At 61.6% G+C, this 22,097-nt stretch carries 20 protein-coding genes and 2 pseudogenes; 12 read left to right on the top strand and 10 right to left on the bottom strand.

The features are described from left to right. Positions 1-179: 179 nt before the first annotated feature. From P0R32_RS17570 to P0R32_RS17545, 6 genes are all read left to right on the top strand, one after another. Positions 180-1,670, top strand: a complete 1,491-nt coding sequence (locus P0R32_RS17570) for a metallophosphoesterase family protein (RefSeq protein WP_276239706.1) — start codon at positions 180-182, stop codon at positions 1,668-1,670. Beyond that, positions 1,667-4,378 (top strand): AAA family ATPase, encoded by a 2,712-nt coding sequence (locus P0R32_RS17565; RefSeq protein WP_276239705.1) that lies wholly within the window; start codon positions 1,667-1,669, stop codon positions 4,376-4,378. Before P0R32_RS17570 ends, P0R32_RS17565 begins: the two co-directional genes overlap by 4 nt. Continuing rightward, the gene (locus tag P0R32_RS17560) at positions 4,378-5,652 is read left to right on the top strand and encodes a DNA double-strand break repair nuclease NurA (RefSeq protein ID WP_276239704.1); all 1,275 of its coding nucleotides are present in this window, start codon (positions 4,378-4,380) and stop codon (positions 5,650-5,652) included. The genes P0R32_RS17565 and P0R32_RS17560 overlap by 1 nt, the downstream gene beginning before the upstream one ends. A gap of 82 nt (positions 5,653-5,734) precedes the next feature. Continuing rightward, positions 5,735-6,415, top strand: a complete 681-nt coding sequence (locus P0R32_RS17555) for a DUF8166 family protein (RefSeq protein ID WP_390218470.1) — start codon at positions 5,735-5,737, stop codon at positions 6,413-6,415. Then, entirely contained in the window at positions 6,412-8,151 is a 1,740-nt protein-coding gene (locus P0R32_RS17550) for an ATP-binding protein (RefSeq protein ID WP_276239702.1), read from the top strand. The genes P0R32_RS17555 and P0R32_RS17550 overlap by 4 nt, the downstream gene beginning before the upstream one ends. A gap of 972 nt (positions 8,152-9,123) precedes the next feature. After that, complete coding sequence (locus P0R32_RS17545; protein WP_276239701.1) at positions 9,124-9,912, top strand: sulfite exporter TauE/SafE family protein; 789 nt, start codon at positions 9,124-9,126, stop codon at positions 9,910-9,912. Between the two features lie 11 nt (positions 9,913-9,923). Here P0R32_RS17545 and P0R32_RS17540 read toward each other — a convergent pair whose 3' ends face one another. From P0R32_RS17540 to P0R32_RS17530, 3 genes are all read right to left on the bottom strand, one after another. Then, positions 9,924-10,526: a hypothetical protein gene (locus tag P0R32_RS17540; RefSeq protein WP_276239700.1), complete on the bottom strand. Its 603-nt coding sequence runs from the start codon at positions 10,524-10,526 to the stop codon at positions 9,924-9,926. After that, positions 10,519-10,866, bottom strand: coding sequence for a hypothetical protein (locus P0R32_RS17535; RefSeq protein WP_276239699.1), 348 nt, complete (start codon positions 10,864-10,866; stop codon positions 10,519-10,521). The genes P0R32_RS17540 and P0R32_RS17535 overlap by 8 nt, the downstream gene beginning before the upstream one ends. A 276-nt stretch (positions 10,867-11,142) precedes the next feature. Then, a complete protein-coding gene (locus tag P0R32_RS17530; RefSeq protein ID WP_276239698.1) occupies positions 11,143-11,520 on the bottom strand; it encodes a metal-dependent transcriptional regulator in 378 nt (125 codons plus the stop codon). A 298-nt stretch (positions 11,521-11,818) separates the two neighbouring features. Here P0R32_RS17530 and P0R32_RS17525 point away from each other — a divergent pair, with 298 nt between their 5' ends. Continuing rightward, the gene (locus P0R32_RS17525; RefSeq protein ID WP_276239697.1) at positions 11,819-12,145 is read left to right on the top strand and encodes a NifU family protein; all 327 of its coding nucleotides are present in this window, start codon (positions 11,819-11,821) and stop codon (positions 12,143-12,145) included. Positions 12,146-12,208: 63 nt separating this feature from the next. Here the strand turns inward: P0R32_RS17525 and P0R32_RS17520 are convergent. Both P0R32_RS17520 and P0R32_RS17515 read right to left on the bottom strand, forming a co-directional pair. After that, positions 12,209-12,411, bottom strand: a pseudogene (locus P0R32_RS17520) (ubiquinol-cytochrome c reductase iron-sulfur subunit); the annotation flags it as partial. 36 nt (positions 12,412-12,447) lie between these two features. After that, positions 12,448-13,115 (bottom strand): annotated as a pseudogene (locus P0R32_RS17515) (DUF7509 family protein). 94 nt (positions 13,116-13,209) lie between these two features. Here P0R32_RS17515 and P0R32_RS17510 point away from each other — a divergent pair. The 5 genes from P0R32_RS17510 (at position 13,210) to P0R32_RS17490 (ending at position 17,529) form a co-directional block, all read left to right on the top strand. Then, on the top strand, positions 13,210-13,623 hold the full coding sequence (locus P0R32_RS17510; RefSeq protein WP_276239696.1) for an ArsR/SmtB family transcription factor: 414 nt from the start codon (positions 13,210-13,212) through the stop codon (positions 13,621-13,623). A 534-nt stretch (positions 13,624-14,157) separates the two neighbouring features. Next, positions 14,158-14,994 carry a phosphoenolpyruvate hydrolase family protein gene (locus P0R32_RS17505; RefSeq protein ID WP_276239695.1) on the top strand — a complete coding sequence of 279 codons (837 nt, stop codon included), beginning with the start codon at positions 14,158-14,160 and terminating at the stop codon, positions 14,992-14,994. After that, the gene (locus P0R32_RS17500) at positions 14,991-15,419 is read left to right on the top strand and encodes a cupin domain-containing protein (protein ID WP_276239694.1); all 429 of its coding nucleotides are present in this window, start codon (positions 14,991-14,993) and stop codon (positions 15,417-15,419) included. The genes P0R32_RS17505 and P0R32_RS17500 overlap by 4 nt, the downstream gene beginning before the upstream one ends. Continuing rightward, on the top strand, positions 15,419-16,639 hold the full coding sequence (locus P0R32_RS17495; RefSeq protein WP_276239693.1) for a Tm-1-like ATP-binding domain-containing protein: 1,221 nt from the start codon (positions 15,419-15,421) through the stop codon (positions 16,637-16,639). Before P0R32_RS17500 ends, P0R32_RS17495 begins: the two co-directional genes overlap by 1 nt. A 98-nt stretch (positions 16,640-16,737) precedes the next feature. Beyond that, positions 16,738-17,529, top strand: a complete 792-nt coding sequence (locus tag P0R32_RS17490; RefSeq protein WP_276239692.1) for a 2-oxo acid dehydrogenase subunit E2 — start codon at positions 16,738-16,740, stop codon at positions 17,527-17,529. 30 nt (positions 17,530-17,559) lie between these two features. On the opposite strand, the gene P0R32_RS17485 is transcribed toward P0R32_RS17490, so the two are convergent. From P0R32_RS17485 to P0R32_RS17465, 5 genes are all read right to left on the bottom strand, one after another. After that, positions 17,560-18,270: a CPBP family intramembrane glutamic endopeptidase gene (locus tag P0R32_RS17485; protein ID WP_276239691.1), complete on the bottom strand. Its 711-nt coding sequence runs from the start codon at positions 18,268-18,270 to the stop codon at positions 17,560-17,562. Positions 18,271-18,288: 18 nt separating this feature from the next. Then, complete coding sequence (locus tag P0R32_RS17480) at positions 18,289-19,125, bottom strand: ABC transporter permease subunit (protein WP_276239690.1); 837 nt, start codon at positions 19,123-19,125, stop codon at positions 18,289-18,291. Further along, entirely contained in the window at positions 19,122-20,063 is a 942-nt protein-coding gene (locus tag P0R32_RS17475; RefSeq protein ID WP_276239689.1) for an ABC transporter ATP-binding protein, read from the bottom strand. Before P0R32_RS17475 ends, P0R32_RS17480 begins: the two co-directional genes overlap by 4 nt. After that, complete coding sequence (locus P0R32_RS17470) at positions 20,063-20,947, bottom strand: CPBP family intramembrane glutamic endopeptidase (protein WP_276239688.1); 885 nt, start codon at positions 20,945-20,947, stop codon at positions 20,063-20,065. The genes P0R32_RS17475 and P0R32_RS17470 overlap by 1 nt, the downstream gene beginning before the upstream one ends. A gap of 104 nt (positions 20,948-21,051) precedes the next feature. Continuing rightward, positions 21,052-21,906, bottom strand: a complete 855-nt coding sequence (locus P0R32_RS17465; RefSeq protein ID WP_276239687.1) for a DUF7351 domain-containing protein — start codon at positions 21,904-21,906, stop codon at positions 21,052-21,054. Positions 21,907-22,097: the final 191 nt, after the last annotated feature.

Here is a 22,097-nt window from a genome sequence, read left to right as displayed (position 1 = left end):
GTCAACCATCGATACGCCACGCTCACTTTCACCCTGGCTTACACGATTTTAAGTGTCTGCCACCGGGAGAACTGTTCACTTACACACACAGGATCTCGGCCTGATTCGGCATTCCCCGCCTTGCTGCGGATTCACTTCGGACAGAACGACAAAACGCCACCCATCATGGAACTCATCCAATGAATCTCGGACACCTTGCCGACATCCATCTCGGCCACCGTCAGTACGGACTGAATCAGCGCGAAGACGACATGACGAGCACCTTCAAGACAACGTTACAACTCATCATGCGGGACGACCCGGACGCCATCCTTCTGCCGGGGGATCTGTTCCACTCGCGGGACCTCCGTCCAAAGGTGCTGGAAGCGGCAGAAAAGGGTCTCAGTGTCGTCCCTGACGACGTCCCTGTCCTCGTCTCACGCGGGAACCACGACGAGAACTTGACGCCACGCGACGTTACGTGGCTGAACTACCTCCACCGCCGCGGGCATATCGTTCTCCTCGAAGCTGACTTAGAGAGCGGCCCGGAAGCAGCCACTTTCGAACCGCACGACCCAAACGAACCCGGTGAGGACGCCGGGTTCTACGACATCGAGACGGATTCCGGCACGGTCCGCGTGTTTGGATTGCAGTGGCGGGGTGCACGAACAGACACCGCGCTGGAGAAGGTCGCAAAGGGCATCGGAGAGACGGCAGAAGAGCACGGCCACCCCGACTACACGGTTCTTCTGTCACACTTCGGGATCGAAGACGAGGTACCAGCACTCGGTGGAAACGTGACACACGCAGAACTCCGGGATGTGCGTGAAGTGGTCGACTACCTCGCGCTGGGCCACATACATAAACGATACGACGCGAGTGGATGGATCTACAACCCCGGTTCGCCAGAGGCACACTCCACGTCAGAGGCCCGAGACGACTGGGACCACGGCTACTACAGCGTGAATCTGACCCAGGTCGACGACGATTACGATGGCCCAGGGAGACTCGCACACGATGTCGAACATAACCATTCGCGACGCCGTCCGTTCTACACCATCGAGTTCGACGTGACTCCTTACGAATCGGCTGGTGAGCTCGAAACCGCGTTCCGCGACCACTTGGAGGACGAGCAGGGAGCTCTTCAGAGGTACACAGACCGCGAGGAGTTCCTGTGGGGGAGTGACCGTCGCGAGCCGATGATCGATCTCCGGTTCGAGGGAACGCTCCAGTTCGACCGAGGAAGCTTCCGAGTGGACGAGCTCGCTGACCGAGCAGAGACTGTTTACCACGCTCTATACGTACAAACGAACACCAGCCGGGTCACTACTGCTGAAATTCAAGAACTGCTGGCGGAACTCGCCGACGACGAGGTGTTCGTCGACGGGCGATTACAGACCGCAGCACTGGAGCAACGAGTGTTTGTGACGATCGCCACCGAGTCCGAGTATAGTGATCACGCCGACGAGGTGGCGACACTCCTCGGCGATGCCCATCGGATGGCACAGAGCGGGGAGAGCACAGACGACATCGTCGACGTCGTCTCTGGTAGTCGCCGGGAGCTATTCCCCGGCGCTACAATGGATGTCTCACTGGACGTGGCCGAGGATCCCTTCACCGAAGGTGAACATACCGATGAAAGTACGGCTGAACAACAGAGTGCTGCTGCCTCTGGAGGTGATGCAGAATGAAGATACTCGGTGTTACCCTGGAGAACATCAAGTCGTACGAGGACAGAACAGAGGTGCCGCTACAGGAGGGCGTCACGGCAATCCTCGGGGAGAACGGCTCCGGTAAATCGACGATACAAGAGGCGATTGGGTTCGCCCTCTTCGACTCGCTTCCGTTCAACAACAGCGAGTTCGTCCGTGAGGGCGCCTCGTCCGGCACCGTCGAAGTCACCCTTGAGTTGGACGAGCGCGAAGACGGGCAGCAGTACCGCGTGACCCGGTCTGCGGGGTATTCGAAATACGGTGTCGCAAGATACGACAGTCAAAACTACGAGTGGGTCGACCAGGACATCGACTCGAAAAAATCACTCGTGCAGTGGCTCTGTTCGAAGTTCGACCTCGAGGACGGAGACGAACTGAGCAAACTCTGGGAGTCGTGCGTTGGTGTCCCGCAGACACGATTCCTCTCCGATTTCGCACAGACCGCCCGAAACCGACAGAAGACGTTCGACGAACTCCTCGGCATCGATGCCTACGAGGACTCTTGGAACGTTCTGAAAGGAGTTCCAGACGAGATCGGAGCGGAGCGTCAGCGTGTGCGAGAAGATATTCGCGAACTCACAGGCGAAGTACAGAGTCTCCCCAAGGAACGTGAGGACAAGAAGAAACTCGAGGAGGAAGTCGAACGGATTGCCGGTGAGATCGAATCGGCACGTTCTGAACTTTCCGAGGTCGAGGACCGATACGGAGAGCTGGACGAGATCCGCAAGCGCATCGAAGAGCTCGAAACAGAGATCCAGCAGAAGGAGCAGGCCATCGAGGCGAAAGAGGACTCGCTTGGAGACGCGAAGAAAGAACTTGAGGCTGCACGGCAAGCGGTCGACAAGTGTGAGGCCGCTCGTGAAGGATACGAAGAGTACACCGAAGCAAAAGAACGGCAGGACGACCTCGAAGAGGAAGTCGCAGAGCTGAACGAGTTACGCGAGGTGCAGCAGGAGTTGGACGGTGAACGTGGTCGTCTCCAGACGCGAAAAGAGACCCTCCAGGAGCAAGTAGAGAAGTACGAACAGGCCAAGGAGAAAATCGAGGAGCACCGGGAGGACAAAGAGCGATACGAAGAACTTGACGATCGGATCTCCGATCTCGAGGCCGACCGCGAGACCGTAGAACGACTTCGTGGCGAGATCGACTCAATCGATGCTGATGCCCGCGAAGACCTCGCTGAGCTCCGCCGAACAGTCCAAACGATAGAGGAAATCGAGCGCGAGGCAGCCGAGGTAGCGGATGCCGGCGATATTCGGGACCGCATTAGTGACGTGAAGGGCGAACTGGCGTCACTGAAATCAGAAGCGTCCGATCTCCGCGAACGGCTCGACCGTCTCCGAGACGCTGATGCAGATGCCCCGTGTCCGACCTGCGGGAAACCGCTGGAAGGTGAGCATCGGACGGAAACCATCGAAGAGCGGGAGGAGCGCCTCGAGGGGGTTCAATCCGAACGCCAAGACCTCGAAGAGGAACTTTCCGAAGTTCAAGACAAACTCGAGGAGGCCGAACGGGTCGAAAAACGGGTCGCACAGTTGGATATGCACAGGAACCGGGCAGAAAAACTCCGAGAGGTCCTCGGTGACCTGGCCGAAGAGCGCGATGAGACTCGTGATAAGATCGCCTCACTCTCCGAAGGGATTGAAAAGATACCCGACCTCAAGGACGAGCGAGACTCGCTAGAGGAAGCGAAAGATGCCTTCCAAACGGCGAAAGTCCAAGCAGAAGAGTACGCCGATGCCCCGGACGACCTCGTGGACGTCGAAGAGTCGATCGGATCGGTCGATGCCGAAATGGCGCAGCTGGACGAAGAAATAGCTGCGTTCGGCGATGTCGAAGACGAACTCGAGGGCGTGAAAGCGACGCTGAGGGAGAACGAAGACGATTACCAGCAGTTCGAACGAAACCGGCAGACAGCCGACAAACTGGAAGCACGAGAGGAGACGGTAGCGGAGATTGAACAAGAGTCCGCGGACCTTCGTGACGAACACGAGCAGTTGAACGAGGACCTTGAGAACGTAAAGGAATCGTTCGACGAGGACGAGTTCGAGTCCCTCTCCGAGGAGATAGAGGAACTCAGGGGACGAATTAACACCCTCAATGGCATGATGGGCGCGAAGGAAGACGAACTAGAGGGAGTCGCAGCCGAAGTCGAGGAGTTAGAGGAGAAACTAGCTGAGCGGGAAGAGAAAGTCGACACGCTGCGCGAACTCGCGGCGGACCAGCAGTTCGCGACGTGGGTACGCGACAACGTCCGTGCAGCCGGACCGAAGATGCGAAACGTGATTACAGACCGCATCGGAACGCGCGCTGACACCATCTTCCGGTCGATTCGGGGCCGGAAGGCCGAGCAACTGGAGTGGACGTCGGACTACGACATCGTCGTCGTCGACGCTGACGTTCGGAAGTCCTTCTCCACGCTCTCCGGCGGCGAGAAGATGGCTGCGGCTCTCGCAGTCCGACTGGCCATTCTGGAACAGATCTCCGGGCTCGGTATTGCGTTCCTCGATGAACCGACGGCGAACCTCGACGAGGACAAAAAGGCGAACCTCGTCGGACAACTCAACAGGTTGGACGCGTTCGATCAGTTAACCGTCATCAGCCACGACTCCACGTTCGACTCGATGACCGACTACAGCATCACCATCGAGAAACCCGACCAGACCTCGGAGGTGATGAGCGACTGATGGTGTTCGACAAAGCCGAAGTCGCGGCGGCGCTTGACGACAACGTCGACGTCATCCGATCGTATTTGGAGGATGATGACGACCTCGTCGAACGCTATCAAGACGCCTTTCGCCGACTTCCGGAGATGGGTGACGCGAGTGAGCTCCGCTTCGATCTGTCGTCTTCGTCGTACCCGGGGGCCCTCCCGACAGACAGATTCGACAGTGCAGACTCACTTGTGATTCACCACGAGGTATCGGACGCCTGGGACAGCCACGAGGCGGTCAACGACTGGGCACGGGACCTCCTGATGGACGTCCCGATGCTGGCAGTCGACGGATCTGAGATCCCCCCGACGACCCAGTTCAATGTTCCACTCGCGTACGTGCAGGCTGCGTGGTGTCTCAACCACCACTCCCCCGAGGGAAAACTCGAACGCGGGAGAGAGGGGCGACTCCTCGGCCCGATGGACGTGACCCGTTCCGGAGGCGACAACGGCGGCGACGAGTACCGATTCGTCGACAGTTCGCTTGTCGGCCTCGAACGGTACGACCACGAAGCATCCCTCCTTGTCGAACGGATTGAAGACCTGGCAGGGGAGTACGAGCGTGGGGAACTAAAACGTCGTCCAGTCGTCCTTTACGACGGCCCGCTCGTGGCGTCATTCGCAAACCCGAAACGACCGGCAGTCCGAGATCGATACCTCTCGGCCATCAGTCGACTCCTCGCCGCGAGCCAGCATCACCGGATACCAGTCGTCGGGTACGTCGCAGGCACAAACGCCGTCGAACTGTCGAAGATGACCCGGCTCCTGCTTCAGGATGAACTGGGTGCAGATCGTACCATCCCCGATGCCCGTGTGCTGGCTGGGATGATGAGCCCTTGGGGAGACTCGACAGTGCCGTTCCTCTGTCGACGTGATGGGAGTGTCGATGCCCTCACCGTATCGTACTGCGGGGTGCAGTACGATTTCGGCCACGAGATTCACTTCTCGTATCTCAAAGTCCCACCGGGCGAGGGGCTCGACCGGCTGGAGTTCCCCGGATGGATGCTGGAGACGGACGGGCCGTCCGGATACGCGGACCTGTACGAATACACGCTGGACGTCGTCCGTGCCGAATCAGGCGTCGGACGGGGGTATCCAGAAGTACTCCAGCAGGCGGACACCGACGCTGTACTCGATCAACGTGACCGACAGCAGTTCCTTCGCCTACTACAGAAGTGGGCCGAGACGAACGACATCCCGCTGGAGTGGGACGCGAAGGCACTGAGCAAGGAACTCCGACGACGATGACCCATGCGCCACACAGAGAGCCAACAGAACCGCACCCCGATCACGGTAATGGAGCCGTTATCTCCACGACTAACCACGACCAATGAGCGACGCACCACTGACGGACCAGTCCGACACACAGCGAGACCGAACCGACGACTGTCTCGCGATCGGTAGTATCGTGAGTTCGAACAGCCACATGGATTACACGGTCGAAATCTACAACGAGACCGACCGCGAGCGTGCCCCTTCCCCTGACGAATGTGGGTTCGGCCAACCAGTTTTCATCGAGAAGACGATTCAAGGAGACGAGTACATCGTGATGGGCGTCATCTACGACACCCAACTGGTTGATCCCGACCAGGGTCGGTCCGGACCGCGACTTGCACAGGGTGACCAACCGCAGTTCACACCGGGATACGTCGAGGAACGGACGAAGTTCGCGGGAGTCGCGTTGTTGGGAGTCGCGGAGGTTACCAAAGATGCGACCATTGAGAACCCCAGCCACCAGATGCCGCGGTGGACACTCGCCGTCGAGGATATCGTCGAACAATGTCCGGACGGCGTAACCCGCGAATTTCATAACACCGAAGACGGTCGGCTTCAACTCGCGTACATCGAACGCCTGCTGGATGTCGCCGGTCCACTCGGTGCAGAGGTGACACTGGCACTGGTGGAACGCCTCCGTGAGTCGTTCCCCGCAGAGGAACACCAGCGAGTCCTGAACGTCATCGAGAAGGACATCCGATGGCAGTCGTCTGTCGACCGGGGGGTGATGCGATGAGTACACCACACACCTCGTCCACGTCGTCCGGGAGCGATGGAGGCCTTATCGGTACCGTAGCTGGCCCGGGGGATGGCCCGAACGAGTTCTTCATCGTCACCCCGGATGAGCAGGCGGTGAAGACCGGCGAGTTCATCACATACTCGGTGACTGTCGAAGGGACACCTCGGGATGTCATCGCTCGCGTGACCAATCGGGAGCAGGCAAGAGGGCTGCCAGAGACGTTCATGGCAGATCCGCATGTTGCGCCAGAGGCAGTCGCTGGAACGCTTGGAGTCCCAACGGAGGATATCGATCTCTATCGCCTTGAGGCGATAGTCATCGGTTTCTACGACACTGACATGCAGACGTTCTCCAATCCGCGCCAACTCCCACGGTCGGGAACGAAACTTCGCACCGCCCCGGATGCGATGTTGGAAACTGTCCTCCCGAACCTCGGGATCGGTGCTGAAGACGCTCGTAACGAGAGTGGCGAGGTAGACATGGGTTCGGTCGACGTCGCCACGCGAGACGGACTCGCTCACATGGGGTGGTTACTCAATCGCGAGGCGGGTGCGGTAGACGTCCACGTCCCCATCGACGAATTCGCTGCGACACACCTGGCAATCCTCGCATCCACTGGCTCTGGGAAGTCGTACACTGCCGGTGTCCTGATGGAGGAGATGATGAAGCCAGACGTTCGAGCGTCACTGCTGGTGTTCGATCCACACGGGGAGTACGGGAGTTTATCGGAGATGCGAGGAGGTGGGAGGTTCGCTGGCGAAGATGGGTACCGACCTGAGGTTGAGTACTTCAACCCCGAAAACCTCCGCATCCGGATTTCGGAACTGAGTGTTGGAGACGTTATGGCCATCCTCGACAACCCCAGCGACCGGATGCAGGAACGACTCGCTGGAGGGTGGCGAGCGATGCAGCAGCGAGAATCTCGGACATGGGGCGTCGACGAACTGCTGGATGAGATGCGGAATCAGTACGGTCCCGATGATGCGAGTGTCGGAGCACTGGAGTGGCGTCTTCGACGCTCTATCCAGCGGAACGAGCTGTTCACGACGGACGTCAATGTCCCGCTCGATGACTTGGTTGCCCCAGGCCGATGTACTGTCCTCCAGATGGACACGCTGAGTCGCCGCGACCAACAGATGATTGCGACGGTGCTCCTCCGTCGATTGTATCAGGCACGACTGGCCGCCGTTCGTGGACGTGGTGATGACCCGGACTTCAACGGCGACATCATCGACTTCCCGCTGTTCTCGCTGTTCGAGGAGGGCCACAGATTCGCGCCAGCGACCGGTGCCGCCCCCTCGTTGGGTATCATGCGGACGATCACCTCTGAGGGTCGGAAGTTCGGATTTGGACTCGGCATCATCAGCCAGCGCCCGTCGAAGATCGACCAAGACGTCCTCTCACAGTGTGGGACACAGGTCACGATGAAGATACAGAACCCGACGGATCAGAAGGCGATCGAGAGTAGTGTTGAGGCCGCTGGTGAAGATGTGCTTCGTGAACTACCGGGACTCACTCCGGGGCAAGCAGTGGTATCTGGAGACGCGATGAATACGCCTGCCCTGATTCATGTCCGACAGCGACACACTCAGCACGGCGCGGACAGCATCCCAGCAACAGAGAGGTGGCGAGCCGCGAACGAGCAGCGACGAGAGCATCCAACACGTTCCGAAGATGCGGACATGGGTGGGGGTGATTCGACTGGTGAAGTTGACCTATTGGGAGACGGGTGATCCGTATCGGATCACGGTTACTTAGCGATGTGGCTAAAGAGATGGATATCCCGAACTCAATCTGATTTGATGCTGCTGATGGTGACAGACATATTTTCAATTAGTCAATCTATTCATTGTGATGAATATTGAGCGAGCTACGACCTAGAGCGATGGCGACTCTGGATGAAGGTATTGCTCGCATTTCTGGTGGCAGTTGGTTCCCGATCGAATGAGGTTGAACGAATTGACGTGACCGATCAGCTATTGTTCAGCGACGATCCTCACGTGAAGTTCGTTGAGAGAAAAATCTGAGGACAAGTGAGGGCCCCGAGACGGTACCGATAATGATTGGTGCTGGCTTTCTTGAAGCGTACATCGATTATTTTGAGGCAACCGGTGGGAATGGCAAGTTGGTGCCGAGTCCCCAATCTAAGAGCGGCTCCCGAACTGCTTCAACGCTGAACAACTGTTTCTTCGACCCTCGAAGCAACGCCAGCTGTAGTCGCAACCCGACTCCGTCCCACGACCAACAAACTAGGAGAGCACGGCCGATCTGCAATTTGGTATAGCAAAATGCAATATACTATTCTGGGTTTATTGCTGTGCCTCCTGATATCGGGTCTCTGGAGGTCTCTAGACGTGATCAGGTGAATATTGGCATCCACATTTGCTTAGGATAGTAAGCCGAAGTGGTATTACGGGGGTCGCTGCTGTCGGTGAAGCCACATCGCTCCTGAAGACGAACTCCCCGGCGAGATTGTCTACCTGGTTCCGCTCGACGCACCGAGACGAAGGGGCGTGAGCACGTCTCGCCGGGTGAGGGGCTCACCTCCGCCGTGGGTCGCTCGTTCACCTGCGAGCATCGACCACTAGCTAGCTCAGCGGGCCGTTCGAGAGCCGTACCAGAATCACCAACTCCTCCATACCTGTATCGACAGACGTGAACCATACTCGCCCGTCGGGGATCGGCGTGCACGACCGGGGGAGCCGATGACACTGGCAACGCTGCCGGCCCATGTGGGCCCGCTTCCGACGGGTGACGTCGAAACCGTCGTCTTCCTCGTCGTGGGTGTGCTCGGCGGCGCGCATTGTCTTGGGATGTGCGGACCGCTGGTGACGATGTATGCCGACCGGATGGATGGTGGGCGGGAGAACGTGCTCTCACTGTATGAGGTCCGCCAGCACGGCCTCTTCAACGCCGGGCGAACGGTAAGCTACGCCGTCATCGGCGCGGTATTCGGAGCACTCGGGTCGGTCGTCTACGGGGCAGCGTCGACGGTCGTGGCTATCGGCGACACCGTCCGCGCGGTATCGGGGGTCGTCGTCGGCATCACGATCCTCATCGTCGGCGCCAGGTACGTTCTTGGGGAGACCGGCGGCCACGGACTGTTCGGTGGCGGTGGCGGCTGGTTCAGCGCGATCTATGGCCGGCTCACCGCCCACGTCGACCGACTGTCCAACGGTCCGGGGATCGTCGGGCTCGGCCTCGTACACGGGCTGTTGCCCTGTCCGATCCTCTACCCCGCCTTCCTCTACGCGTTCGTGCAAGGGTCTCCGGCGAAAGGCGCCGTTTCGCTCGCGCTGCTCGGCCTGGGGACGTTCCCGACGCTGTTTCTCTACGGCACCGTCATCGGGTCGGTCGGGACGCGCCACCGCGAGCACCTGCACCGCGCTCTCGGCGCCGCATTCCTCGTGATGGGCTGGATGCCGATCGCACATGGGCTCGAACTCGTCGGTATCACGATCCCCCACGTCGAGATACCGGTGTACCTGCCGTAGAACGGTTGTCGCTACGCGACCGACGACTGTCGTTGTTGCTCGATCGCAGCCAAGAGATCGACTGGTCGGTCGTCCGCCGGATACGAGCGGGTCTCGCCCTCGCCCAACCGAACACGTACTGCGCCGTCTGCGTAGTCGATCTCGGCGATCTGATCGTACGGGATCGTTTCGGTGTCACTCCCGAGCCTCCAACTCGTGTTGAGCAGATTCGCCGTCGCATCTGGACGGATCGTCAACGCCGACTCACCGACGGTCACGACCGTGACCTGGTACTGTTTGGCCGCGTCGATTCCGATCACGGAATCGCCGGCGGCGGTCATCGTGTACGTCTGGGCCCGGTCCGTACCACTGTCGAGCGCCGCGACCGCCGCGCGTTTGATATCCTCCTCCGCGTCCGCGAGCGCGGCGGCGGCGCCGCGTTTCACCGCCCGGACTCCCGCGAACGCGAGCGCCGGCCCGCCGATCAAGATTGCGGCTCCGAGGTAGATCCGGTCGCCCGCGAGGACGAAGTTGCCGCCCAACAGCAGCGCCAAGACCACCGCCCAGGGCCACTGCCATCCGGCGGTCCACACCGGCGTGAACGTCCCAACGTCGATCGGGCCCTTCTCAGCCATCGTGGTGCCTCCGGGGCGTCGTCCGGTGGTCGTCGACTGTCACAGCCTGGCGTTTGCCAGTGTCGTACTTCGGTGTTGCTCTCGCGACCGAGCATCGACGTGGGAACGGTTTCACAGCGACCTGACTGCCGGCGCGGGGGCATGCGTCGTCAACTCCGAACCGGTAGCACTCCTTGGTGCTGTGGACGGCTGCGTCGCCGACGCCCGCCACGAGCGGGAGCGGGCTGCGACTGGTGTCTATGTTCTCCCCGAGTGCGGCGAGCGCGTCGCTGGCGACTTCGAGCGTCGTCAGCAGGTCGAGGAACGTGTCGGTGTCGTCGTCGACGTGTCGCAACAGCACCAGCGTCTCCTGGCGTTTGAACCCGGCACAAAGCCTCGTGATATCGCCGCAGTTCTCGCCGACAGCGCCGCGGGCGAGGGTGGAACACCGATGTGACCTGCATCACGCTCGTCTCGACTGTGGAGAGACGGCGTCCTCGACCGAGGTGGTGTCGCGTGCGGATGTCGTGAGTCGTTCCTCTCGTTGAACTGGTGAACAGCGGTCGAAGATCCCCCGTGCGTGTGCCTTCGTCTGTGACCAGTAGGGGTTTGGTGTCGTGTGATTCGACCTACGTAGCTAACGCTCTGTCCCGTTGTCTCCAGCGGCCAAGAGTGAATCTGCGAGTCGCTCGGCGACTGCAATGTTGAGCGTCCCGGCGATCTCCAGCGCCTGTCGTTCGTAGTCGTCGAGATCGAGCACCCCACGGAAGAACCACGAGAGTGCGACGTAGGTCTCGTGCAACTCCGCGGCACGTTCGCGACCCTCAGCTGTCAGTGTGGCGCCAGCGTAGGGTTCGTACTCCACGAGCCCGTCTGTCGCGAGGTCTTTCATCATCTCTGTCGCCGAAGCGGGGGTTCGGTCTAACCGACCAGCTATCGTTCCCGTCTGGATCGGCGGATCGTCCTGGTACTCACAGATGTACAACGCCAAGAGATACTGCTCTGCGCTGCTCACGACTTCGTCCACCCCATCTGTCGGCTGTGACTTCCTGGGCGGGCTGACTCCCACGAGGGCTCCGAGCGCCGTCGGACGCGCACAGTTTTCGGTCTGCCTAAAACGGTAAAGAGTTGTCGGTGAACTCGGCGGTTCGCCGACCGTCACCAGCGTGGGGCCCTACTGGAGCCAGATCGAACCCGAAACCCCGAAATTTATGGCGAATGTGCGGATTTTGGCGCGCTAAAACCTTCAATGGGCGTTTTAGGTCTTCCAAACTGAACAAACTTAAGCTCTCATCGCTCAATGGAGGATGTGTATGAGCGCGCAAGGCCTCGAACGACGCACGGCGAACTACCTGAGCAACAACGTCCCGCAGATACAGCAACACGGCGGGCACTTCGAGATCGAAGATGTGAACGAGGAAACCGGTGAGGTCACTGTCGCCATCGGCGGCGCGTGCTCCGGATGTGGGATCGCCCCGATGACGATCAAGGCGATTGAGCGCCGACTCCCCGAGGAACTCGACGAGGTTTCCTCCGTGACAGTCCGTCGTGCGGGCGGGCCGCGGGCGGCGGTCATGCCGAATAAGACCGAAGAGATGGAGGGCATGGACGAGTACGAGGACTACTCGCCGCCGTTTTGAACCGGTCGCTGCGTCTCGGTCACGGCGCCGCCCCGCTCCAGTTCCGGAGCCAGCAATCTCGGATCATTCTTCTGGCCGTGGGAACGCCATGAACGTCTGCCGTTCGATGCTGAACTGGTCGTAGACGGACTGGTGACACGGACAGTACACGAGGTTCTCCCCTCCGAACCTGGCGCTCTGCCCAGTCGTCTTGAATCCGGCACACAGCAGAAGTGGGTACACTTGTTGAGGAGCGCAATCACTCCGTCTTGAGTACTCGTAGTGAGTCACCGTCGATCGGCTGCCCCCGTCGTTGTCTGCGATCAGTCCAGTCGGGCGAGGTCACCGCGACGCTCCTGTTGCATGATCTCGCCGGCGAAGAACCGGAGTCGCTTGATCAGTTCGGCCTCCGTCTCGTACGTCTCGACTCGCAGATCCCACCGAACACGTGCGGAGCGGATCATCGCGCTCGTCACGTCGTCCTCGTGAACGAAGACGAGGCGGTCGCCGTGCGTCTCCGACAGCGCTTCGAGGATGCTCCCGGCCTCCTCGCCGACCCCGAAGTTGTGACCGAGGAACGGGAGGACGAACGCAGTCGCGTTGCTACACCGCGTGAACTCGATGCTCTGTGTCGCCGCATCCACCTCGTCGGTGTCGACGTCCACGTCGAGTGCGAGAAAGGCGTTTACCCCGGGATTCACCCGGAGTGACCCTTGCACGCGGCGCAAGAGGGCCTGTGCCCCGTCGATCTCGTCTTTGTTCTGGAACAGCCGCCGCAACGGCCCCGGCAGGTCGTCGACGTCGATCTCGTTCCGCTGCTCGTCGCTGAGCACGTAGTTGAGGTTGAACGACTTGTACGGCCCCTTGACCTCCTTCCGCGCCTAAAGACGGGGGTATGCGCTCGCAACTCTATCACGTAGAACAGGAACCGATCGTAGCGAACGTCTCCCAACCAGTCGACGATCAGGTCTCGCGTGATATCCCCCGCCATGATCCGCCGTCTCGTGGAGTATATAAAAACCCAGTTTTTGAGAGCTCTCGGCTTGAGAACGACTAAACGGGACGGGTACGTATTGATACCCCAGATGGCCACGAACGAGACGGGAGCCGTCGACGGGGCGTTTCCGGAGGATCCAGAGGACCTCCTGCCCGAGGAGAGCGTCCTCACGCTCGACGAGTACCTCGACATGCACGCCGCGATCGGCCACCGGACCCGCTACGAGGTCCTCTACCGACTCGTTCACTCGGGACCGATGAGTCCGAAGGAACTGGAGCAGGCGTTGGACGTCGACGACAGCACCCTCCACTACCACCTCAACACCCTCGTCGACGTCGGCCTGATCGAGAAGCGACAGCGGACCGAGCGCGACGAAGACGGCCTCCACACGTACTACCGCGCGACCGTCTTCGGCGAGGTGACGCTCACCCAGGGCGTCGACCAACTGATCCGCGGCGAACGGCAGTTCGACGCGATGTACGACAGTTCGGTCGACCAGTAACGCCCCACCTCGTCGTCGGCCGGCGACACTCCTGTGTTGGCTCTGGTGATGCCCCTTTGGCTAACAAGTTTGTTAGCTCCGTCCGTTAGATACTGTGCGCGAGTCGCCCACTGGGATTCTTCGACATCTCAGTCGAGCAGGTGAGTCCAGCCTACACCTCCAAACGGTGTTTGAAGTGCGGGTATTCGCCTCAGGCGGACTACAACGCGGCAAACGTGTTTTTCGTACCCTGACGGGTGATGTGCGCTTGAACAACCTGCCGATTCGACTTCGAAGGCTCGTCTTCGAACAGAACTCGTCCGCTAACCCGCTCTCGTACGGACGAGTTCGCTCATGTCCACATCCGCAGGATGCGGTTTGGGGGAGTGATGAACCGGCGTCCAACTCGCGAATCGAGCAGTGTGATTCGTACGAACGAATCTGAATCGATAGCCGCTACAGGATCTTGAGGCCGAAGCGTAGCCGCCTACTCTCACACTCGAACACCTCGGGGAAATGTTAAATAGACTACCATACATTGGTAGGAACTCACACATGAAGTACACACGTGAGGAGTCGCTTTCGCGCCTTCGAGCAACCGTCGAAGAGGGAGACCCGATAATTGGTGCCGGTGCGGGAACCGGTATCTCCGCGAAATTCGCCGAACGCGGCGGTGTCGACCTCCTCATCATCTACAATTCGGGTCGCTACCGGATGAACGGGCGCGGGTCACTCGCCGGATTGCTTCCGTACGGCGACGCAAACGAGATCGTCTGTGAGATGGGCCACGAGGTCATTCCAGTCGTCGAGGATACGCCGGTACTCGCAGGCGTCAACGGGACCGATCCGTTCCGGCAGATGGACGTGTTTATTGCGGACCTGAAGCGGCGCGGGTTCTCCGGAGTGCAGAACTTCCCGACGGTCGGCCTCATCGACGAGGACAGCGGATTCCGGCAGAACCTCGAAGAGACCGGGATGGGCTACGATAAGGAGGTCGACATGATTCGAGAGGCAGCCAACCAGGACATGCTGACCTGTCCGTACGTGTTCAGTGAGGCGCAGGCTCGTGACATGGCCGAGGCGGGCGCTGACGTCATCGTTTCGCATATGGGACTGACGACCTCCGGCGACATCGGGGCAGAGACCTCTCTCGATTTAGAGACCGCAGCCCAGCGGGTACAAGCCCACCATGATGCCGCGAAGGAGGTAAACGACGATGTCCTTGTCATCTGTCACGGTGGTCCCATTGCGTGGCCCGATGACGCGGCGTACGTCCTCGAACACACCGAGGGCGTGGTTGGCTTCTTCGGTGCCTCCAGCATCGAGCGCTTGCCCACAGAGGAGGCCATCGAGAACCAGGCTCGCGAGTTCAAGGAGATCGACGTTCAATGAGCGACTACTTCGTCGAACCCGACGACGTGGAGAGTCAACTGTTCGACTGGGGCGCCCTCAAGTGGATGAGCACGCCCGAGGTTACCGGTGGCGACCGATTCAGCGCTGGCGTCGTGAAACTCGAACCAGGAAAGGGGCACGAGCGACACACCCACCCTGAGAGCGACGAGATCTTGTACGTCGTTCGGGGCGAGGGCGAGCAAGAAGTCGCCGACGAGACCCGTGATATCGAGACCGGCGACATGGTGTTCATCCCCGAAGGCGTCGAGCACGGGACGGTCAACATCGGGTGGGAACCACTCGTCTTGCTGGCGGTGTATGCACCGCCGGGGCCAGAAGACGTTCTTCGTGACCTGCCAGAGTGCGAGATCGTCCCTGCCGGTAAGCTACCGACACCGGAGAACGTTGATCCGGAGGCGAAGTAATGGCCGTCGTTCTGGTTGGTACGCTCGATACGAAAGGTGAGGAGTTCGCCTTTGCCCGTGATGTGATCGAAGCGCAGGGCGTCGATGTTCACATCATTGACGTAGGCGTGCTGGATGCTCCCGAGATCGAGCCGGACACGACCGCTGCCGAGGTGGCTGAGGCTGCTGGAACGACCCTTGAGGCGCTACGCGACGATGGTGATCGGGGCGAGGCGATGACTGCAATGGGCAAGGGGGCCGCCGCCATCGTCACCGACCTACACGAGTCGGGAATGTTGGACGGCGTGCTCGGACTCGGTGGGTCTGGGAACACGTCGATTGCGACCACGGCGATGCGAGCCCTCCCAGTGGGTGTGCCGAAGTTCATGGTCTCGACGATGGCTTCGGGTGACACTGAACCGTACGTGGGTTCGTCGGACATCGCGATGATGTACTCGGTTGCCGACATCGAGGGACTCAATCAGCTCTCACGGCGGGTCATCTCGAACGCCGCGCTGGCGATGGTCGGGATGGTCACCAACGAGCCGGACGTGACGGTCGAGGACCGTCCGACGATTGGCATGACGATGTTCGGCGTCACCACTCCCTGTGTCCAAACCGCTCGAGAGTATCTCGAAGATGCGGGCTACGAAACCATCGTCTTTCACGCCACAGGCACCGGCGGGAAGGCGATGGAGGAGCTCATCCGCCAGGGCATCATTGACGGCGTGCTTGATGTGACGACGACAGAATGGGCGGACGAACTCGTCGGTGGCGTGCTCAACGCTGGGCCAGATAGGTTGGATGCAGCTGCGGAGACTGGCACCCCACAGGTCGTCTCGACGGGAGCACTCGATATGGTGAACTTCGGCCCGCGTGACTCAGTCCCGGACGAGTTCGAAGGACGACAGTTCCACATTCACAACCCGCAGGTGACGTTGATGCGAACGACTCCAGCGGAGTGTGCCGAGTTGGGTAGCATCATCGCGAACAAACTGAACAGCGCGACCGGCCCGACGGCGTTGGTTCTCCCGCTCGCTGGAGTCTCGATGCTCGACGTTGAGGGAGAGGAGTTCTACGACCCTGAGGCCGATGGGGCGCTGTTCGATGCGCTTCGCGAGAACATTGCGTCGGATGTCGAACTACTCCAACTGGAGACAGACATCAACGACGAGGCGTTCGCACGCGCGTTGGCTGAAAAGCTGGACGAGTACATGCGTGCATCCGGTGTCGGGCCCTGAGAGGAGTCCGACAGCTCCCACCTGTCCTGACGGACTATCTGCGTTCTCGAACTCGTCACCACGTCAAGAGGTATGGTGTCGGCCACTGAACACCTGCTATGGGCGACCGCAGGGATCGAGTCGAGCCGTTCCCCACCCGTCGACGTGGGACGGTCGATTACATGCGGGCGGCAGGCCGCCGGAGCAACGTTCACGGCCTCATCGAGGTCGACGTGACCGAAGCACGCCGGCGTATCGAGGCCATCGAGGTGGAGACGGGTGACTCGCTGTCGTTCACCGGCTTTCTCGTCTACTGTCTCGCGCGTGCGCTCGACGACCACCCGCACGTCAACGCCTATCGCGACTGGCGTGGGCGGGTCCACGTGTTCGAAGCCGTCGACGTGAACGTCCTCGTCGAGACGACGATTCGCGGTGACCGGATGGCCGTTCCGCACGTCGTCAGGACGGCGAACGATCGGTCCGTACGCTCGATCCACGACGAGATCCGGACGGCACAGGAAGCCGCAGACCCGACGAACCTCTCACGACTGGGCGAGTTGGCGTTTCGGCTTCCGGGGGCCATTCGACGACTCGTCTGGCGGCTCCCACAGTGGTTCCCCCGACGGTGGAGGGACGTCGCGGGGACGGTCAGTGTCACCTCCGTGGGGATGTTCGGAGCGGGAGGTGGGTGGGCGATCAGTCCGACGAACTACACCGTGCAGTTGACCGTCGGTGGCATCAGCGAGAAACCCCGATTCGTCGACGGAAAGATCACGACGCGAGAGATCCTCCACCTCACCGTGACGTTCGACCACGACGTCGTCGACGGTGGCCCCGCTGCACGGTTCGTCCAGCGGTTACGGGACCTCATCGAGGCTGCGCACGGACTGGACCCGCCGACCGACGGGTGAGCGAAGCCACCACCTCGGGGCTGACCGCACTCACCCGAGCAACCCGTGAGCGATTCCCGGCGCGAGGAGTCGCCCGCGGCGCTTTCGGAGCCAGCCGTAGACGAGCCCACTAGCGAACGACGCCACGAACAGGTACCACGCTGTGAGTGGGTAGTACCCAACGTGGGCGACTGAAAACGCGCCGGCCTGGAGGACCACCGCGGGCCACGCTCCGTATCGGCTCGCGAGCTCGGTCTGGAGGAAGCCCCGGAACAGCGTCTCCTCCTGGAATGAGGCGACCGCGAGTCCGAACACGAGGAGGAGGAGCGTCCCAATCGGCGACGGAGCGACCGCGACCGGCGCGTTCGACGGAGGTGGCCCGAGCAGTGACTGGCCTCCGACCGCCACCCCCAGTGTGACGAGGAGCGCGAGGACGAACCCGGCGACCCCCCACACGAGGTCCCGGAGCAGGTACTCTCGATCGACCCACCACGAGACGATGTCCACGCCGACCCACCTGGTGAATCCGACGTAGACGAGTCCGACCGAGCCGACGATGATCGTCACGAGCACCAGTCCGCCGAACTGGAGTGGGTCGGCGGGCGTTGGCTGCGTCCAGAGCGGTCCCCAGAGGAGCGCACGCATCGCGACGAACGCGAGGAGGATGATCACGCCACGTCGGAGTTGGGACTGGCTGAACGAGCGATCGATGCCGGATTCGGGTCGTGTCTGTGCGTCGTCGCCGAGTGGAGTTGCGGGCACGGGTGCTGTGAGGTGGTGTCAGTTCAGGTCTGCTCGTGCGAACGTCCAGTAGCCGGCCACGAGCGGCAGGACGGTCCACGCGAGGAGGATGAGCGCGAACACCCACCACTCCAGGTAGACCGGCAGTGTCCCACCGAGCAGGTCCGCAGCACTGGGCATGGACGGATCGCTGGCGCTGATCGCGCGGATCACGAGAGCGCTGTAGGCACCGGACGGACTGAACCCCTCGAGTAGGAGGAACCAGCCGGGGACGGACCCGCTGGGCGGACCCCCCTCGACGACAAGGTGGGCACCTTGTGGGATCAGGTCCCAGAGGAGAGACAGCCCGAGATAGCTGGCGATGCCCAGCGTCATCGCTCGTGAACGGGTGCTCGTCGCCGCGGAGATGCCGATCGCGAGGCCCACGAAGGCGACCCCAAGGCCGACGGTGAGCGTCAACACGGCCAGGAACGGGACGATCGGGACGCCCCCGTAGACGAACCACGTGACGCCACTGGCCAGCAGGAAGCCGATACTCAGCCCCGCGACGACGACGGCGCTCCGGCCGACGAACTTCCCGAGGACGACCCGCCGACGGTTCGGTTCGAGCGCGAGCAGGAGTCGCAGGCTCCCCGACTCCCGTTCGCCAGCGATGGCGAGGTACGCGGCGACGAGCGCGACGATCGGAACCAGCATCGCGGCGAACTCGCTGGCGGCGCCCAGACCCGAGAGTGCGGACGCGTTCGCGCCAGGGAGCAGTAGTGGGACGGCAGACGTCAACGCGATCATGATAGCGACGATGGCGACGACGCCCCAGAGGAGCCGGGATTGGACCGCGTCCGTGAACTCCCGGCGCGCGATGATCCGCCAGCTCATCGGCTCACCTCGGCGACCGTCGTGGGCGCTGGCTCCGTGTGGGTGTATTCGGCGAAGAGGTCTTCGAGCGACGGTTCGCGGGTCTCGATGTCGAGGACGGTACTGCCTGCCGCGCGCACCGCGTCGACGACGGCAATCTTCGCGGCCGGGTCGGTACACGTCGCGTGGACGGTGTCGCCGTCGACGACGATGTCGGCGACACCCTCCATTGAATCTGCGGTGAGCCCCCTGGGTGGCGTGTTGACGGTCAGCCTGATAGTCGAGCCGGTGCCGACGGCGTCGCGGAGCCCGTCGATGGTGTCGACGGCGACCAGTCGCCCTCGGTTCAAGATCCCGACGCGGTCACAGACCGCCTCGACTTGACTAAGGATGTGCGAGGAGAAGAACACCGTGCCGCCGTCGGCGGCGTGGTCGAGGGTGATCTCGCGGATGTCGGCGATGCCGTCGGGGTCGAGTCCCGTCGAGGGCTCGTCGAGGATCAGCAGGTCCGGATCGCCGACGAGCGCCATCCCGAGCGCCAGCCGTTGGCTCATCCCTTTGGAGTAGGTCCCCGCCGGTCGCGCGGCGGCCGATGCGTCGAGCCCGACGCGGTCGAGCACGTCGTCGGGGTCGTCGTTCACCCCTTTCAGATCGACGGCGAACTCGATGTGGTCGCGCCCGCTGAGCCGGTCGTACAGACTGTAGCCGTCCGGGAGGATGCCGACGCGCTGGTGAATCGCGTCCGCATCGCGCTGGGCATCGTAGCCCAGGACTGTCGCCGAGCCAGCGGACGGACGGACGTAATCGAGCAGGATGTCGATGGTCGTCGACTTGCCGGCACCGTTGGGACCGAGGAAGCCGAACACCTCACCCTCCTCGACGGTCAACGAGAGGTCGTTGATGGCGTAGACGTCGCTTCCGTAGCGTTTCGTGAGGTTCTGGGTCTCGATCGCCGCCATCACCGCACCTCCGTCCGGGACCGAAGCGTCCCCAGATCGACTCGCTGTTGGTAGAGTACGGTCCCGACGATTGCGACGACCACGAGCACGACGAGCCACGTGAGAACCGCGTGCGAGATGTAGAGGGAGACGAGCGACTCGAAGTTGACGGCGCCGTCGATGAGGACCGTGTCGACATCAAGCGGGATGCGGCCCTGCGTCGAGTTGTCGGTGCCGTGCATGATCATCGCGAGGAGTGCGCTCCCGCGGGACCCGTTGAACACGACGGCGAGGAGAATGGAGAACGCGATGATGCCCACGAAGTAGGAGGCGGTGAGCGCGAGCGGCCAGTCGGCGCGCATCCCACCCGGGAAGACGAACTGCGGGAGGTGCCACAGTCCCCAGAAGACGCCGACGATGACAGCGGCGGTGAGGCCACCGTACCGGGCCTGGAGTTCGGGCTGTGCGAACCCGCGCCAGCCGAGTTCCTCCTGCCCGCCACCGAGGAACGTCCCGAGCACGATGCCGATGACAATACTGGTGGGGTCAACCTCGAACGCTGCCCAGTCGATGGGGCCGCCGAGCAGCCACGCGGCGACACCGGCGGCGTACGTGATGCCGAACGGGACCAGGATGGCGAACGCGTACCACATGGGGTGGACGCGCCACCGGAGGATGTCGCGAAGCCATCCACGGACGCTCTCCCCGCTCACGGAGAGTACGATCGCCGCGGCGACGCCGGGCGAGAGGGGACTGAGGAACCCATCGATGATCCAGCGCGTCCACGACGGCTCCATTCCGAGGAGGATCGGGATGGTCTCCAGCGTCCACGAGAGGGCGTACGTCAGTACGAAAAACGAGGCGATTCGGTGGTTTCGAATCTGCTCTGCGATCGAGGCGTTCACAGAGAGGAGTTGCCCACCGGTGAGAAATATCTTGTTACTATTGTGTCATATTGTCAGTGGCACTACTCAAAAATCGTTGAGCAACGGTCGGTCGATGGGGTCGACTACGTGTCGACAATCGTCACATCGAGGTCGGCGTCGACGACGGTCCGGAGCGTCTCGGACCCGTGTGTGACCGTCACCGCACACCGGAATTCCTCGCCGTCGAGGTACTCTGTCTCCCACTGCTCGAGATAAGTTGCGAGGTTCCACAGTTCGATGTCTACGATGTCGATACCGCACTGCCAGTAGAACGAGACCACGGCGGGATGGTGGAGCAACCGTGCCTCGAGGGGGGCGAACAATCGCATGCGACACTGCGTACAGTCCGTCACACACGTGAACCGGGAGATGCCATCGCTCTCTTCGATGGTCACCTCAGTCGGCCCACCGCACTGCGCGCACGTCCCTCGGAGCGCAACAGCGTATTCGTGGTGGACACGTCGGTTGCAGGAGCGCAACACCTCCATGGCCGACCGGTGCTTCGTCCCGGACGGAGGCAGATCGTACGTCACGACGGTCGTCTCGCACGACGGACACCGAACCGTGAGCAACCGGTCCTGATACCGCGCACCGAGCTGCGTGTGCCCGCAGGACGGGCACTTCCCGTCGACGGTGGTCGGCTCGAACGACGCCTGTTCGGAGAAGGTGCCCGACAGCACGGCGCGGACGACGCGATCGCCTGCCGGCGTCAGCGAGTACCCGTCGTCCGTCTTCTGAACGAACACGTCGGTCAACTGGTCGAGGTGATAGGAGAGTCGAGAGGTGCTGTCCATCTCGAATCGATCGTACAACTCGGTGAACGTGAGCGCCGAGTCGCCGTCGAGTTCGGCGTCTGCGAGGTGTCGCAACACGGTGAGCCGTGGTTCGCTCCCAAGTGCGGCGAACGCGTCCTCGGCAGTTGTCGCCTGGCGCGTCATGATGTCCGACATCGCCGTCTGGGTTCTTATGCTCTCAGGGAACGCGGACGTGAGCGCGTGAGAGAACGCCGCTCTCCCACAGGATCGCGCCGACATTCACGACCCCAAGTGGCTGGAGACGTTGTTCGACCACCTCGGGATCGATGCGATGGCTGATCAGCGACCGCTCTGCGGGGTCTCGCGATGCTGTC

The sequence above is a fragment of the Halobaculum marinum genome (genome assembly GCF_029338555.1).
In the GTDB taxonomy this organism is placed as follows: domain Archaea; phylum Halobacteriota; class Halobacteria; order Halobacteriales; family Haloferacaceae; genus Halobaculum; species Halobaculum marinum.
This window is presented reverse-complemented; position numbering and strand designations above follow the sequence as displayed.